Below are 14,582 nucleotides of genomic sequence, written 5' to 3' on the forward strand. Positions count from 1 at the left end.
GAGCAAGCCCGGTGAGCGGGGGCAACCGGAACTTACTCTTGCCGCGTCGCGATCAACGGCGAGATGGCCCGAAGGAGAAAGGCGAGCGCTCTCGCATTCTCCGCTTCGTCCTCCGACGCCTCGAACTCGGCAAGCTCTATTCCAATAATCTGTCGCCGTGGAATCCGTTCGAAGATGGCCCGCAATGTTTCCGGAAGAAGCCCTTTGGCGATCGCGTAGGCCGCGGGCACATGGCCCGGCTCGAGAACGTCCCAATCGACATGGATCCACACCGGTCCGTTGCCGATCGCCGACAGGATGGAGCCGGGACTTGTTTGCGCCGGGGACAGGACGCGAACGCCGGCGTGCCGCAGGAGTGCCTCTTCAGCGGGATCGATATCTCTCGCACCCGCGATCACGACCTTCGACGGGTCGACGCCGTCGCCGAAACCGCTGTCCCAGCACCCGCAGGCCGCCGCGAGAACCATGCCGCCGAGATAGCCGCTTTCCGTCGTCGTCGGCGTGTTGAAGTCGCCATGGGCATCGATCCAGAGGATCGTTATATCAGGATGCGCGCGTGCGACGACGGGAAGCGTTGCGAGACTTGCGGAACAGGTGTTCGCCGCGATCAACGGCGTGTTGCCGCGCTCCAGAATTGCGCGAACCGCCGCCTGCAGTTCGGTCAGTGTGCCGCTTGCTTCAGGCAGGCTCGTCGACCAATCGTCGCTTTTTGGAGGGGCGGGCGTTCCGACCACCGTTGGAGATAGACCGGTCTGTTGGCGTAGCGCTTCCGCCGTCTTCGCCGCGCCTGGTATCGCGCCGCGCGTGCGGTCGGCAATGCGCCCTTGGGAAACGACAAGCTCAAACGTCAAGCGATACTCCGTATGTTTGGGTGATTTCAGAGCCATTGGCCGCGCGTGAGCGCGCATCGCCAGACTCTGACGAAAATCGATATATCTCGTTAGATATATCGATGTAGCCGGCAGTGGCAATCGGTCATTTGGACCGGTTGGCGGCGCCACGCCACTTTTCGCGGCGAGAGGACGGCCATTGCAGGCAGGCGAAACCTTGAATGGAGCTTTCCCGCCGGTATGCAGCTTGAGCATCGATCCGCTTCATGCGAGAAGAACGGGCCAAATCGATATCGTGGCTTGAGAACCGATGCATACAACCGCCTTATCCACCCGCGACGACGCGATTGCGACTGCTCTTGCAGGATTGAAAGACGGCAGCTTTCGCGCGGATCTCGCGCGCTGCGTCGCCATCCCGACCGTTTCGAGGGAACCCGAACATATTGCCGATGTCGAAAGATATCTAAGGGACGAGATCGAGCCCATATGCGAGCGGCTTGGTTTTCAGGTAGCGTATTACAGGCGAACAGAGACGCCTTTGCCGTTCATGCTCGCAAGCCGCATCGAGAATCCGGCCTTGCCGACGGTTCTGATGTACGGACATGGCGATGTCGTGAGCGGCCTTGAGCAACAATGGACGCCGGGTCTGTCGCCTTTCGTCCTGCAGGAGCGGCACGGTCGGTATTATGGCAGAGGCACGGCCGACAACAAGGGACAGCATCTGGTCAATCTTGCCGCGCTGGCTGCCGTGCTCGACACCGTCGGCTCGCTGGGTTTCAATGTAAAATACCTTTTTGAAATGGGAGAGGAATGCGGTTCTCCCGGGCTTGCCGAGCTCTGCGCCGACCGGAAGGACGATTTTGACGCTGATCTTTTCATCGCGTCGGACGGCCCGCGGATTTCGGAAGACGAAGCCACGATGTTTTTAGGCTCGCGGGGCGCTCTCGATTTTTATCTCGAGGTCCACGAGCGAGCAAATTTCCTGCATTCGGGCAACTGGGGCGGCCTGGTTGCCAATCCCGGCGTCGAGCTTTGCCACGCGATAGCGGCGCTGATCGGTCCCACCGGCCAGTGCCTGGTCCCGGAATTGACCCCGGGGACCATCCCGGCCGATATCCGCAAGTCGCTGGAATCCTGCCATATCAAGGCACCGGCGGAGAAGGTCTCGCTGGATGAATGGTGGGGAGAGCCGGGCCTGACCCAGGCGGAGCGCGTTTACGCGTGGTCGACCCTCGAAGTCATGGACATCGAAGTCGGCAATATCAAGTCACCGATCGGCGCTATCCCTCCCTCGGCAAGGGCGCGGCTTGAGCTGCGCTTTCCTCTGGGTGTCGATGCCGATGGCGTCTTGTCTGCCGTCTCGCGAAAGCTCGAAAGCGCAGGCTGTTCGCGGGTGAAAGCAACACCGACGGGCTCCATGCCTTTCCCTGCGAGCAGATCGGAGCTCGGAAACGAATGGGTGACGTTCGCGGCGGGCTCCATGGAGCGGACGCTGGCGCGCAAACCACAGATCATTCCCAATTTCGGCGGCGCGCTTCCCAACCATGTGTTCGCGCAGACGCTCGGTCTGCCGACCATCTGGATTCCGCACTCGTATCCCGGCTGCGGTCAGCACGGCGCAGACGAACATTTGCCAGTCTCGATCATCGCCGAAGGGCTGGCGATCATGACCGGTCTGTTCTGGGATATCGGCCATCAGCCCGGCTGATCCGGCCTGTCGCCCCTGCCTGCCGCGTTCCTCCGTACTGCTCCCGTCTTATTCGAACCGGCGTTCACCCACTCCGGCAATCAAGCGCGACATCTGCATTTTGTCGTGGACGCCGAGCTTCTTATAGGCCGATCGCAAGTGATGCCTGACCGTTGCCGGGGAAATGTTCATCCGGCGCGCCACTTCCTTATAGGAGGCGCCATTGGCGAAATGCTGGATCGTTTCGAGCTCCCGCGACGCCAGCCGATCGGCCAGCGACCGTGGGCGCAGCTCAAGGAGAAACAGGCCGGCAATAGGGCTGATGTCGATGCGGTGAAGCGCACCCATGAAAGGCTTGTCGGTTTGCGAGCGGACGTGCCGGCAAAGAGGGGAAGGTAGCTTGCCGCCGTTCCAGTCCGGCCATTCCGCCCGCACCACCTCGGCAAAGCCCTCGTCCGCGCGGTGTATGACGCCATAAGCGTCGCAGATTGCGCGCCTTGTGGCGCCGACCACCTCCTGTCCCAGGCGAAACAGCTGCATCGTGCGATTAATCCGCATCGCCGCCGCAAGATGCGGAATCAGGGTTTCCATCATCTCGATTTCCGCTTTGGTGAATGGTTGCGCGGCGTCGCGCCTATAGATGGACAGGAAGCCGATCAGCCCGAAACGATTGTCCAGCGCGCAGACCCGCAGAAGATATTTAAGGCCGAATTTTTGCGCCCACGCTCTGAATTCCGGATCGACCGTCTCGTCGTCGCTGTCGACGACCGTGGCCTGCCCGAAGACGAGGCGTGCCAGATCGGCCAAGGGGTCCCGATCGGTGACATGGAGCCACTCCCGGAAGAAATCCTCGGGCAGCTGGTAGACGAAGCTGCAGTGGTTGACCGGCCTGTTCTCCGCCGGCGCGGCAACACCCGTCCAACCCGCGTCGCAAGGGACGAGATCTTCCAGCAGCGAAAAGAAGCATCTTTCGAAGCGACCGACATCCTCGTGCACGGCGGCGGCGTAAAGGTCAAGAAGAAAAAGGCTCAGCTTGCTGCTGACATTGCCGGGGCTGGCCAGCGTTTCGGCAAAATCCATGCGGCGCGCGGGCCGCGCGGAGCCGGAAACCATATCCAGCCGGATAGGTTCATGAAGATTTCCTGTGCTCAACGCCGGCGATTCACGTCTTCCGCGCGTCGTGACGCCTTGTCCCATCGCAAGTTTCGCTCCCCCCTTTGAAGCCGGCTGAAGCCGAGCCAGGTCGCGCATCATGCCGGCTTACGCAGGATAGACCGCCGGCTTCGCGCAGGTCAATTTCTAGAGGCCACGGGATCGCGCCATTTCTTCGAGAATCCCGAACTGAAGGGCATCGAACCGCTCCTCCGGTTGCCATGCCAGCGCCATCTCCATGAGAGGATCGACAACGGCGCTGGTTTCGCCCGAAAGCGCCTCGATCACGGCTTGCCCGCAGAAGGGGACGTATGTTTCCGAGTACCCGCCTTCGTGAATGATGACCAGCCGCCCCCCACAGAGGCGGGCGGCCGCATCGACCATGGTCCGCGTCATGTTGCGGAAGCTGTCGCTGTGCAGGTTCATCCGGGCAAGCGGATCGACCGCCGACGCATCAAGGCCGCTGGCCACGACGATCAGGTCCGGTTTGAAGGCCTCCAGGGCTGGGACGACGATGCGCTCGAAGGCGCGCATATAGACGGCGTGACCGCCGCCGGGCAGGAGAGGAATGTTGATATTCGCGCCCGTTCCTCTGCCGGCGCCGATATCTTCGGCGCCCGAGTAGCCGGGTGGAAAGCACCTGTCCTGATGGAGCGAGATCGTCAGCGTATCGGGATCTTCGTAGTAGATCGCCTGTGTGCCGTTGCCGTGATGAACATCCCAGTCCACAATGGCGACACGCTCAACTCCATGCCTTGCCCGCGCCGCCTCGATAGCGATCGGAATGTTTGCAAGCAGGCAGAAGCCGAGCGGCATGTCCGGCAGACAATGATGCCCCGGAGGACGCGACAGCGAGAATGCATTCCCGCATGTGCCGGACAAGACGGCGTCGATCGCACCTGTGGCGAGGCCGGCCGAGAGTGCCGCAATCTCATAACTGCCGATGCCGAAGGGCGCCGAGCCGCTGAAATCGCCGCCCGTCGTGTCGCTGGCCTGCTTGAAAGCCTCAAGATAGGCCGCCGGATGGATGCGCAGCAGGTCCTCCCGGCTGGCCGGCTCCGCCGAACGCATGTCAAGCTTGTCCGCAACCCCCGAGACCTTGAGCAGCGACAGGAGCCGTCGTTTGGAATCGGGCGATTCCGCAAAGCCGGCACTTGAGGGCGGCTGCACCCAGCCACCCACCGGCAGGACCAGCGACTGGATGCCGCCGGTATGCCAGAAGGTTCTTTCATCGGTAAAAAAGGCCGTCTTTCCCATATGTTACCTCCCGTTCAGACCGTGGATTGCAATTTCGGTGAGGCAAACAGGCAGATGCAGGAGAGGAGGGCGCAGAGCGTCGCGGCGGTGAAGACCGCGGAGAGACCCCAGGCCGAACCGAGCAGCAGGCCGGCGAAGAGCGGTCCGAGCGACAGTCCTGTGCCGATGATGAGCGTCGTCGAGGCAACGAGCCGGCCGGTTGGGTCGCGGCCTGCCACCTCTGCGACGATGAAGGGAAGGACGAAGGTCCAGGCGAATTTGAAGCTGCAGATGGCCGCGGTATAGCCGGTTCTGTCGGAGGACATCGCCAGGCCGATCAATGACAGCAGCAGGATTGCATAGCCGACGATGAGCATCGCCCGTCGACCCAGGCGACCGCCGAGATAGGTGGCGAGCATTGCGCCGGCAATGCCGAAGAGCGAGGCGACGGCGAGGATGCCGCCAACGGCCTCGTTGGCGATTTTCGCCTGTGACGCCGCCATGCTGGCAAAGGTCCAGACGCCGCCGATGGCGATGTAGAAGGCAAGTATGGCCGCGACAGCCAGAATGGCGAGCACGACGAAGCGGCCGGTCGACGCATCCGCTGAAGCGGATGGCTGCGATGAGGCGGGCGCCAGGAATCCCCGGTAGAGAGGCGAAAGCAGCAGAGTAATGACGCCGAGTGCAAGATAGAAGGATTTGAGCCCGAAAGCCGCAAAGAGATGGGGTAAGAGAAAAAGCCCCAGCGCGCCGGCCACGAGTTGCCCCACCACCCAGTAGCCGAAAACGCGATCCGGATTTTCGGCGTCCTGGCCGCTGACCATCGACAGGACCATAAGCGTGCCGCCGCCGAAGCCCGTGAAGGCACGAATGAACAGCAGGCTGGTATAATCGGGCAGCACGAGCGGGGTGGTCAGGTTGCCGATTATGAAGATGGCGAGCGCGACGAGGCCGACGACACGCACATTGGCCCGCCCGAGCCAGGCAAGCGACACCAGTGAGGCCGCGCTGAAGGCGCCGTTTTCCACGAAGAAATAGGTGCCGATCTGCGCCGGGCCGATGCCCAGTTCCATGCCGAGCTGTGCGGCAAGCGCTGGCGCGACCAAGAGGGCCATCGGTGTGATTGCGGCAAATGCCACCAGCGCGGTCAGGGTAAGTTTCGGAAACGCAGTCGGAGGGTGAGGCGAGGTTGATGTCATCGTCATGACCACACCCATTGCTGACACTGAACGAAATATTTCATCGTAGCTGTTCGATCCCCCTGATGGCCGATTGTTTTCGGCGTTCTTCGTCTATCGAGAACGCGCAGTATCAGAAGCGGATTCGAATTCGCCTAGTCGTTCAGATGAACGATTGGATCCATGATCCGGTATCGGCCGCTATCGCCGGCCGGCGGGCCGCTTGGGGCTGGCCGTTTCCGGGGGGAGGTCGCGCGTTGCTACAAGCCGCTCTCATCCGGCATGTGGCGTGATCTCCCTTTTCGTGAGGGCGCTTCCCATGCCGTTACGCATCGAACGGCGGAGCATGAAAGCGTCATCGCAAAGCTTTTGCCGGATGGCAGCATGGATGAGGGATGCATGAGACGGTCATGAGCTCTCGATGGCGCACGGGTTCGCTTTCCGTCGAAGCGGGCATTGGCAAGCCTCGCGGCGATTAGCGCTCCGCTGGCGGCCTGTTCTTCACGATATGGGGAAGCGTCTCGTCAAATCCCCGAGCCGTCGAGCTGCTCGGCGTCCTCGCCTTCCCATGGCAAGGGCATTGCGGCACGGTTGAGATTGGCCAAGGGCATCGGCATCCAACACTTCAGCTCCGGTTCGGCATATTCGATGATACAACCGGGTGAGGAATCGGAGGCGCGCCAGCCTTCCGCCCCGAACTGATCGCCATGCGACCAGTAGGCAAGATCCACTTCCGCCGGCCCCTGTTCGGACGGGCGGACCGTAACCAGGATCCGACTGCCGTCTTTCGGCGCTGTTGCCATCTGGCGCCACCGGTCCGACTCTTCCATCTTGTTTCCTCCCACCTTGCTGCGCCTTCAAGTGTCGTCCTGCCGCCGAAAACGGTCAACCCAAACCTTGCTCGGTCCCTTATTTTTCGATCCGGGCGGCATCATGCCTCGGATGCGACAGGTCGCATATGCGCGGGCGGTGGGTGCCCGTATTCAATGTCCGGCGGCGAGCGCGGTTTCTCCGCTCACCGGCTTCGGCCGGCGAAGCAGCAGCACCACAGGCATCATGGCAAGGATCATGACGCCCATCAGCCAGAAGCAATCGCTGTAGGTCATCACGAGCGCGTTTCGCTCGATCAGGCTCGATAATTGCGAGATGGCGCGCAACTTGGCCGTGGCGGTGTCTATTCCCTGCGATACGCCGCTCACCGCCAGCCGCGCCTGTCCGGCGAGCGAATTGGCCGTGAGCGTCTCGCGGATCGTGTCCGAATGGGCCGCGCTTCGCTGATCGATGACAACGCCGCTCAGGGCAAGCCCCATAGATCCCCCGAGGTTTCGCGCCATGCTGTATATGCCCGCGCCGTCGGCGGCGTTCTCTCGTCCGATGGCGGCCATTGAGACCTGGTTGAGCGGCATTGCGGCCAGTATCTGGCCGACGCCACGCAGCAGTTGCGAGATGGTGAAATCACCCCCGGCGCTGTCCGGGCTCAAGCCCACATCGACGAAGCAGCTGGCTGCGAAGAAAAACAGACCCAGCGCCACCATGAGCCTCGCGTCGAAGCGGCCGACCACACGCGGCAGAATCGGGACGAGCAGAAACACCGGCACGGCCGACAAGGCCATGATGCCGCCCGCCTGGCGGGGATTGTAGCCCGCGATCGAGCTTAGAAACTGGGGCAGGATGAAGGTCGCGCCATAGGTCGCGGCGCCCACGGCCAGGGCGATCATGGTGGCGCTGGCGAAAGCGCCGTTTCGAAGCAGGGAGAGCTTGATGACCGGGTCCGCGCTCGTCTTCTGGGTGATGAAGAGCACGACGAAACCGAGCAATGAGGCGAGGCTGAGCTCGACGATCATCGAAGATTCAAACCAGCTCTCCCGCTGGCCTTCCTCGAACACGACCGTCAGGCAGCTGAATGCGAGCGTCATGCCCGCAATGCCCAGCCAGTCCGCCTTGGCCAGGAGCCCGAGGTTCGGGCTTTGCCGGGGCAGGCCGACGAGCAGGAGGATCGACAGCGCGATCCCCACCGGGAGATTGAGGAAGAAGCACCATCTCCATGTGATTTCTTCGGCGAGGTAGCCGCCGAGAACGGGGCCGAGGATCGGCCCGATAAGCACGATAACGCCAAAAATGCTCATGCCGACCGGCATCTGGCGCGGTGGCAGCTGGGTCCGGACGATTACCTGTGCCGTTGGTATCAAAGCCCCGCCGAAGAAACCCTGGCCGACACGCCCGATGATCATTCCGACGAGGCTGTCCGACAGGCCGCAGAACATGGAGAAAAGAACGAACATCGTGGTGGTGACGAGAAGCAGCGTCCGCAGGCCGAGCAATCGCGTAAACCACGCAGTCAGCGGGATCATGATGACCTCTGCGACCAGATATCCCGTGCCGATCCATGTTCCTTCGGTGCCGCTGGCTCCGATCGCGCCCTGGATCTGGGGCAGGGCGGTGTTGGTGATCGAGATGTCCAGCGTCGCCATCAGGGCACCAAGCGCCCCGGCGACGACCGCCACCCAATCTGTGACGCTTGCGCTTTCCGAAGACGTCGCTGTCGCATTGCCGCTCATTGTGCGTATGCCACCTTAGGCGAGATCGCGGCTCTTGTATCGACGGAGACTTCGATGGAGAGGCCGGGGACGAGCGCGGGCATGTCCTTTTGTGCCGTATCGAGTTTGATGCGGACGGGCACACGCTGGACAATCTTGGTGAAGTTGCCCGTGGCATTTTCCGGCGGCAGGAGGGCGAACTGCGCTCCTGTTCCGGGGGCAAAGCTATCGACGATGCCGGTCAGTTCAAGGTCGGGAAAGGCGTCGACGCGGATCGTGGCCGGTTGTCCCTCGCGCATGTCGCCGATCTGGGTCTCCTTGTAGTTGGCGACGAGATAGATCTTGTCGGTCGGTACGACCGTGAGCAGTTGCGTTCCGGGCTGCACGAACTGGCCGACCTGAACGGTGCGATCTCCGACACGGCCCGAAATGGAGCTGCGCAGCACCGTGTCGCCAAGGTCGATCTCGGCTTTGCCGAGGCTTTCCCGGGCGGCGGCCAGCTCCGCATGCGCCTGTTCGACCTGGGCTTTCAAGGCTGTTATCTCCTGGCGGGCGGCGTCGAGGACCGCCTGCTTCAGCCGGATGACCGATTTGGCCTGTTCGAGAGCGCTCTGAACCTGCTCGACTTTCTGCTGGCTTTCGATGCCCCTTGCCGCAAGGGGCGATGTCCTGTCGAAGTCCTGCTGGGCAAGCCGGGCATTTTCGTCCGCATTGTCCAGGTCGGCCTGGGCTTGCGCGATGATGGAATCCTGATGCTCCATGTCGGCTTCGCTTTTGGCCACGTCGGCCTCTCGAGCGGTGACGGTCGCCTTTGCCTCGCGAACGGCCATCTCGTAGCGACGCGGATCGATCTTCACAAGCGGCTGACCCATGGCGACGGCCTGGTTGTCGGAGACGTAGATCTCGGTGATCTGCCCGGACACCACCGGCGCCATCGAGACCTGATCGGCCCGCAGGTAGGCATTGTCGGTACTCTCGATGAAACGCCCGTTCGTATACCAGTCGTAGCCGTAATAGCTGCCGCCGATGAGGGCGAGGGCTGCGATGGCCGCCAGGATATATCGCCTGGGCCTGCGCTTCTTCCGGGTCTGCGTATCCGTCGTGGAGGCGGGCGTGGGGGAGACTTGCGCGTCCATGTTCATGTCGCTCGATGTTCGTTGAAGTGCGTGAATTATTCCATTTGGAAGAAATATGTCAACTGGAAGAATTTTTCCGATTGGAATATTTTTGACGGCCGTGTTATCGTCCTGCGTGAATGGAGTGATTGATGACGAGTTTGAGAAGGCGCAACGCCGAGAGCGGCTATCCTCGCGGCGAGGAAACGAAGACCAAGATCATCAGGAAGGCGATTACCCTCTTCGGCGAGAAGGGGTTCGCCGGCGTCTCCACACGGGAAATCGCAAGCGCGGCAGGTGTTCCGCCGCCATCGCTTCAATATTATTTCGAAAACAAGGAAGGGCTTTATCAGGCCTGCATCGAAGACATCCACGCTTCCGCCTGGGATGCGATCGGGCCTGTTGCCAGGGATGTCGAGGACCTGCTTGCAGCGAATGCGGACGCCGACAGGCTCATCGATGGATATTGCCGGATTCTTGAGGCCCTGGCGGATTTCCTGTTTGCCACGCCTGACGCCGCAACCCGAGCCTTGTTCATCGCGCAGCATCAAGCGCCGTCAAGCCGGACGACAAATAAATCAGGCGGGAAGAGCGCTACGGGAAGGCGGATTCGGGACTGCTGCGCCGCTGTCGTGTCCCGTATCGGCGGCCCTCGTCTCGGCGATGAGGAAATCAGCGTCGTGTGCACGACGATCAACGGTCAATTGGTCGTCGTTCATCTCGCCCGGCAACACATCGAGGACTGGATGGGATGGAAGGAGTTTACGACCGAGAGAATCGAAACGCTCAAAGCCGTCGTGAGAAGGCAGACCATGGTCATCTTGAATTCCTACCGGTCCACCTGATGTCCCGAACGGGTAGAGCGGTTCAGCGCCATTCCCCACGCCGTTGCGTGGGGAGTGCTGATGCGATCACCGGGCGACGGGGCAAGGTCAACCCGGTTCGCGGGAGTTTCCGGCGCCTTCTCGCGCCCTAGTCATAGAGATGAGCGTAACGTTCGCGCAGAATGTTTTTTTGAACTTTGCCCATCGTATTGCGCGGCAACTCGTCGACGAAGAGGATGCGTTTCGGCAGCTTGTAGCGTGCCAGCCTCTCGCCGAGGAAAGCCAGGATCCCGGCCTCATCCGGAGCGAAACCGGGCCGTGCCACGACGACCGCCGTGACGCCTTCGCCAAAATCCTTGTGCGGCACGCCGATGACGGCGCTTTCGACAACGCCTTCAACCTGGTCGATCTCGGTCTCTATTTCCTTGGGATAGATGTTGTATCCGCCCGAAATCACCAGATCCTTGCCGCGTCCAACGATATGCACGTAGCCACGCTCGTCGATCTGGCCGAGATCGCCGGTGATGAAATAGCCGTCGTCGCGGAATTCCGCCTTGGTTTTTTCCGGCATGTTCCAGTAGCCCCGAAAGACGTTGGGTCCCTTCACTTCCAGCATGCCGGTCTCGCCGGGCGCGAGCGCTGCGCCGGTCTCCATGTCCACCACGCGGATGTCGACGCCGGGCAGCGGAAAGCCGACCGTTCCGGCGATGCGGTCCCCCTCATAGGGATTGGAGGTGTTCATGTTGGTTTCCGTCATGCCATAGCGCTCCAGAATGGCATGTCCGGTCTTCTCCCGGAATGTCTGGTGCGTTTCGCTCAAAAGCGGTGCCGAACCGGAGATGAACAGACGCATATGCGCCGTGCTTTCGCGGTTCACGCGCTCGTCCTGTGCGAGGCGTACATAGAAGGTCGGCACGCCCATCAGGACCGTTGCTGCATCGAAGCGGGCGACGATCTGGTGGGGATCGAATTTCGGCAGCAGGAACATCGACGCGCCGGAGATCAGCGTAACGTTGACGGCAACGAACAAGCCGTGGGTATGAAAGATCGGCAAGGCGTGGATCAAACGGTCGGTCGCCGTGAAGCGCCATACGTTCCGCAGCGTCAGCGCGTTGGATAGAAGATTGCCGTGGCTGAGCATCGCGCCTTTCGAGCGCCCGGTCGTGCCCGAGGTATAGAGGATGGCGGCGAGATCGTCAGACCCGCGCTCCACATCGCTGAAAACGGAACTGGCGTCCTTCGCGCGCTCCATCAGCGAGCCGCCGCCCTCGTCATTGAGCGTTTCGAGAAGGGCGCCGCAGTCGCGGACCGTCTTTGCCAGCTTGTCCGCGTTGGCGGGTGACGCCACCACGACCGCCGGTTTGGCGTCATTGAAGAAATAGTCGAGTTCCGCGACCGTATAGCCGGTATTGAGCGGCAGGTAGATCGCTCCGCAGCGCAGGCATGCGAGGTAAAGCATCAATGCTTCCGCGCTCTTTTCCACCTGCACGGCAACACGGTCGCCCGGCCCAACTCCGCGTTCCACCAGAACATTGGCGAGTCGTGCCGACAAATCCAGCATGTCGCCATAGGTCCAGACGTGGCCGGCCTGCGTTTCGATGAAAGTCGCTTCCGGTGCGGGAAGGGCATTGCGGATGGCGTCGAAAAGATGATTAGGCATGCGTTTTTTCCGGAGATTTTGCTGTTGTTTTTCTGGAGTTCGGCGCCGTGTTCCATTTGCGGACTTCCGGCGAGGCCACCACTTCGCCGCGTTCGGCATAGGCTTCGTGGTTGCGCTCGATATCGTCGAGTTTGTAGAGGTAATTGACCATCAGGCTGCAGGATTCCCGCAGCGCCCTGGCCGAGACGTCGCCGAGGAAGTTCAGCCGCTCGAGCCGCGCGCCGTTGCCCAGATGGAACCGCGCAACGGGATCGACGGGCCGCCCGCCGCCATTGCGGGCATCAAGGAAGTAATGCGCCGCAGCACCGAGCAGGAGCGGCCGGACCTGTGCGGCCGCCGCGTCATCCTGGTGCCAACCGGGCTGCGCCAGCAGGTTTTTCAATAGATCGGCATCCCATGTCGCCGTTTTATCCGCTGCGTTCAGCCAGCGGGCAAAACCCGGCACGGGCGAAAGCGTGACGAAATTCCTCAACCCCGGTTCTTCCCGCCGCAACTCTTCCACGACTTGCTTGATGAGGAAATTGCCGAAGGAAATGCCGCGCAGCCCGGGCTGGCAATTCGAGATGGAATAGAAAACCGCCGTATCGGCATCGCCCGGCGCGATGGCCTCGCGCTTTTCATCGAGCAGCGTCGCGATCTTTTCGGGCATGGAACGGGTCAGCGCGACTTCCACGAAGATAAGCGGCTCGTCCACCAGCTGCGGGTGGAAGAAAGCAAAGCAGCGCCGGTCCGCCGGTGCCAGGCGCCGGCGCAACTCGCTCCAGTCGCCGATAGCATGCACCGCCTCATAATGGATGATCTTTTCCAGAATATGCGCGGGTGTCGTCCAGTCGATGGATTGCAATTGCAGGAAGCCGCGATTGAACCACGAGGCGAAAAGATGCGAAAAATCCGCATCGACCACCGCCAGTTCCGGCATGGAAGCCTGCCGCCGCAAAAGCGCTTCGCGCATATGCACCAGACTGGCCGTGCCTTTCGGGGCTGCGTTCAGCCTGCGGATCAGTTCCTGCCGCCTTGGCTCGGCCGCCTCGTGCAAAAGGGCGAGGTTTTCCGGGCTTCTCTGTGCCTCATAGGCCCGGATAGCCTTGTCCAGCTGCGCATCGTCGGCACCGAACCTTTCGAGCAGCGTGCGCATGAATGCGCGCTGCTCATCCTCGTTCAGCGCCGCCCAGCCGGTGAGAATATCTTGCGCCAGCGCCAGTCCGGATGCTTCGCCCTTGCTGGAAAGCAGTTCTTCGCAACGCATGGCGAGGGCTTCCATCGCCGTGCATTTCTTTCCCGGCCGCTGTGACGAAGCAACCAGCCGGCGGCCACGTTCGGCAATGGCATCGAGCATATCGCGGAAGGACGATAAAGTACCCATGAGCTTCTCCGCCTTATGACCAGGCAATCGCGGGAGGCGATACGCCGCAACAAAAGATTGGTCCGGCTTCATATTCTCCCGCAGTCGAAATCATGCTATCGTTCTTGCATGCAAAGTCAATATTCTTGTATGCAAGATTCTTCGCTGGAGCATTCATGTCGGAAAATATCGTCCAAAGGCTACGCGACCAGATAGAGAATGACATTTTCAGCGGCCGCCTTCCGACCGGTCATCGACTGGACGAAACCAAGCTGGCCAATCAGTTCGGCGTTTCGCGTACGCCGGTTCGCGAAGCCCTGATGCAGCTTGGCGCCATCGGCCTGATCGAGATCCGTCCGCGGCGGGGCGCCATCGTTGTGGAGCCGGCGCCGCATCGTGTCTACGAAATGTTCGAAGTGATGGCCGAGCTTGAAGCCATGGCAGGCAGGCATGCGGCGCGGCGCCATACCTCGGCCGATTGCCGCACCCTTCTTGCGGCACACGAAAAATGCGGCCGCTCGCTGCAGGCCGGGGACGCCGACGCCTATTATTACGACAATGACGCTTTTCACGCTGCGATTTACGAGGCGAGCCATAACGATTTCCTGAAGGAACAGTGCATCGCCCTGCATCGGCGCCTGCGCCCCTATCGTCGCCTGCAATTGCGCGCCCGCAACCGGATGGACAATTCCTTTGCCGAGCACGACCGCATCGTCAAAGCCATACTGAACGGCAACGGAGACGAGGCTGCCGCAGCCCTGCGCATGCATATCGCCATTCAGGGCGAGCGCTTCTCCGATCTCGTTGCCCAGATCGCAGCCGAACGCGCGGCGCTTTCAGGTTGACGGCAGAAAATGTAATGAAATCCTCTTTTATGAAAAAATATTGGATGAAATGAAATATTATTGACATATTTTATTTCGCACCCATACTACCGTTCAAATCGCGCTGGAGACGATAGGGCACAGAAGAACGCTCTCTCCAGACCATGCCTGGCGATGTGTCGGTCATGGCCAATGCC

At 61.3% G+C, this 14,582-nt stretch carries 12 protein-coding genes; 3 read left to right on the top strand and 9 right to left on the bottom strand.

Going from position 1 to position 14,582, the window contains the following annotated elements:
- Positions 1–32 precede the first annotated feature (32 nt).
- Positions 33–851, bottom strand: a complete 819-nt coding sequence (locus ACJJVH_RS28815) for an arginase family protein (RefSeq protein ID WP_412066809.1) — start codon at positions 849–851, stop codon at positions 33–35.
- A 289-nt stretch (positions 852–1,140) separates the two neighbouring features.
- Between ACJJVH_RS28815 and ACJJVH_RS28820 the strand changes: the two genes are divergently transcribed.
- Positions 1,141–2,538: a M20/M25/M40 family metallo-hydrolase gene (locus ACJJVH_RS28820; RefSeq protein WP_412066810.1), complete on the top strand. Its 1,398-nt coding sequence runs from the start codon at positions 1,141–1,143 to the stop codon at positions 2,536–2,538.
- A 48-nt stretch (positions 2,539–2,586) separates the two neighbouring features.
- On the opposite strand, the gene ACJJVH_RS28825 is transcribed toward ACJJVH_RS28820, so the two are convergent.
- The 6 genes from ACJJVH_RS28825 to ACJJVH_RS28850 form a co-directional block, all read right to left on the bottom strand.
- Positions 2,587–3,597, bottom strand: coding sequence for a helix-turn-helix transcriptional regulator (locus tag ACJJVH_RS28825; RefSeq protein WP_412066811.1), 1,011 nt, complete (start codon positions 3,595–3,597; stop codon positions 2,587–2,589).
- Between the two features lie 219 nt (positions 3,598–3,816).
- Positions 3,817–4,926, bottom strand: coding sequence for a class II histone deacetylase (locus ACJJVH_RS28830; RefSeq protein WP_412066812.1), 1,110 nt, complete (start codon positions 4,924–4,926; stop codon positions 3,817–3,819).
- Positions 4,927–4,940: 14 nt separating this feature from the next.
- On the bottom strand, positions 4,941–6,110 hold the full coding sequence (locus ACJJVH_RS28835; protein ID WP_412066813.1) for an MFS transporter: 1,170 nt from the start codon (positions 6,108–6,110) through the stop codon (positions 4,941–4,943).
- Between the two features lie 497 nt (positions 6,111–6,607).
- Positions 6,608–6,913, bottom strand: coding sequence for a hypothetical protein (locus ACJJVH_RS28840; protein WP_113358428.1), 306 nt, complete (start codon positions 6,911–6,913; stop codon positions 6,608–6,610).
- A 153-nt stretch (positions 6,914–7,066) separates the two neighbouring features.
- Positions 7,067–8,641 carry a DHA2 family efflux MFS transporter permease subunit gene (locus ACJJVH_RS28845; protein WP_113358427.1) on the bottom strand — a complete coding sequence of 525 codons (1,575 nt, stop codon included), beginning with the start codon at positions 8,639–8,641 and terminating at the stop codon, positions 7,067–7,069.
- Positions 8,638–9,756, bottom strand: coding sequence for an HlyD family secretion protein (locus ACJJVH_RS28850; protein WP_412066814.1), 1,119 nt, complete (start codon positions 9,754–9,756; stop codon positions 8,638–8,640). The genes ACJJVH_RS28845 and ACJJVH_RS28850 overlap by 4 nt, the downstream gene beginning before the upstream one ends.
- A gap of 131 nt (positions 9,757–9,887) precedes the next feature.
- Between ACJJVH_RS28850 and ACJJVH_RS28855 the strand changes: the two genes are divergently transcribed.
- Positions 9,888–10,580 (top strand): CerR family C-terminal domain-containing protein, encoded by a 693-nt coding sequence (locus ACJJVH_RS28855; RefSeq protein ID WP_412066815.1) that lies wholly within the window; start codon positions 9,888–9,890, stop codon positions 10,578–10,580.
- Between the two features lie 127 nt (positions 10,581–10,707).
- Here ACJJVH_RS28855 and ACJJVH_RS28860 read toward each other — a convergent pair whose 3' ends face one another.
- Together ACJJVH_RS28860 and ACJJVH_RS28865 are read right to left on the bottom strand one after the other, a co-directional pair.
- Positions 10,708–12,219, bottom strand: a complete 1,512-nt coding sequence (locus ACJJVH_RS28860; protein ID WP_412066816.1) for a malonate--CoA ligase — start codon at positions 12,217–12,219, stop codon at positions 10,708–10,710.
- Positions 12,212–13,582, bottom strand: coding sequence for a malonyl-CoA decarboxylase (locus ACJJVH_RS28865; RefSeq protein WP_412066817.1), 1,371 nt, complete (start codon positions 13,580–13,582; stop codon positions 12,212–12,214). Before ACJJVH_RS28865 ends, ACJJVH_RS28860 begins: the two co-directional genes overlap by 8 nt.
- 155 nt (positions 13,583–13,737) lie before the next feature.
- On the opposite strand from ACJJVH_RS28865, the gene ACJJVH_RS28870 reads away from it, so the two are divergent.
- Positions 13,738–14,406 carry a GntR family transcriptional regulator gene (locus ACJJVH_RS28870; RefSeq protein WP_412066818.1) on the top strand — a complete coding sequence of 223 codons (669 nt, stop codon included), beginning with the start codon at positions 13,738–13,740 and terminating at the stop codon, positions 14,404–14,406.
- Positions 14,407–14,582: the final 176 nt, after the last annotated feature.

Origin of the sequence: Rhizobium sp. SYY.PMSO (assembly GCF_046840415.1) — a bacterium.
GTDB lineage: Bacteria > Pseudomonadota > Alphaproteobacteria > Rhizobiales > Rhizobiaceae > Rhizobium.

Coding starts and splice junctions, on each gene's coding strand:
- ACJJVH_RS28820 (WP_412066810.1), top strand. CDS start 1,141: ATGCATACAACCGCCTTATCCACCCGCGACGACGCGATTGCGACTGCT.
- ACJJVH_RS28850 (WP_412066814.1), bottom strand. CDS start 9,756: ATGGACGCGCAAGTCTCCCCCACGCCCGCCTCCACGACGGATACGCAG.
- ACJJVH_RS28865 (WP_412066817.1), bottom strand. CDS start 13,582: ATGGGTACTTTATCGTCCTTCCGCGATATGCTCGATGCCATTGCCGAA.
- ACJJVH_RS28870 (WP_412066818.1), top strand. CDS start 13,738: ATGTCGGAAAATATCGTCCAAAGGCTACGCGACCAGATAGAGAATGAC.
- ACJJVH_RS28840 (WP_113358428.1), bottom strand. CDS start 6,913: ATGGAAGAGTCGGACCGGTGGCGCCAGATGGCAACAGCGCCGAAAGAC.
- ACJJVH_RS28825 (WP_412066811.1), bottom strand. CDS start 3,597: ATGGATTTTGCCGAAACGCTGGCCAGCCCCGGCAATGTCAGCAGCAAG.
- ACJJVH_RS28845 (WP_113358427.1), bottom strand. CDS start 8,641: ATGAGCGGCAATGCGACAGCGACGTCTTCGGAAAGCGCAAGCGTCACA.
- ACJJVH_RS28855 (WP_412066815.1), top strand. CDS start 9,888: ATGACGAGTTTGAGAAGGCGCAACGCCGAGAGCGGCTATCCTCGCGGC.
- ACJJVH_RS28830 (WP_412066812.1), bottom strand. CDS start 4,926: ATGGGAAAGACGGCCTTTTTTACCGATGAAAGAACCTTCTGGCATACC.
- ACJJVH_RS28860 (WP_412066816.1), bottom strand. CDS start 12,219: ATGCCTAATCATCTTTTCGACGCCATCCGCAATGCCCTTCCCGCACCG.
- ACJJVH_RS28835 (WP_412066813.1), bottom strand. CDS start 6,110: ATGACGATGACATCAACCTCGCCTCACCCTCCGACTGCGTTTCCGAAA.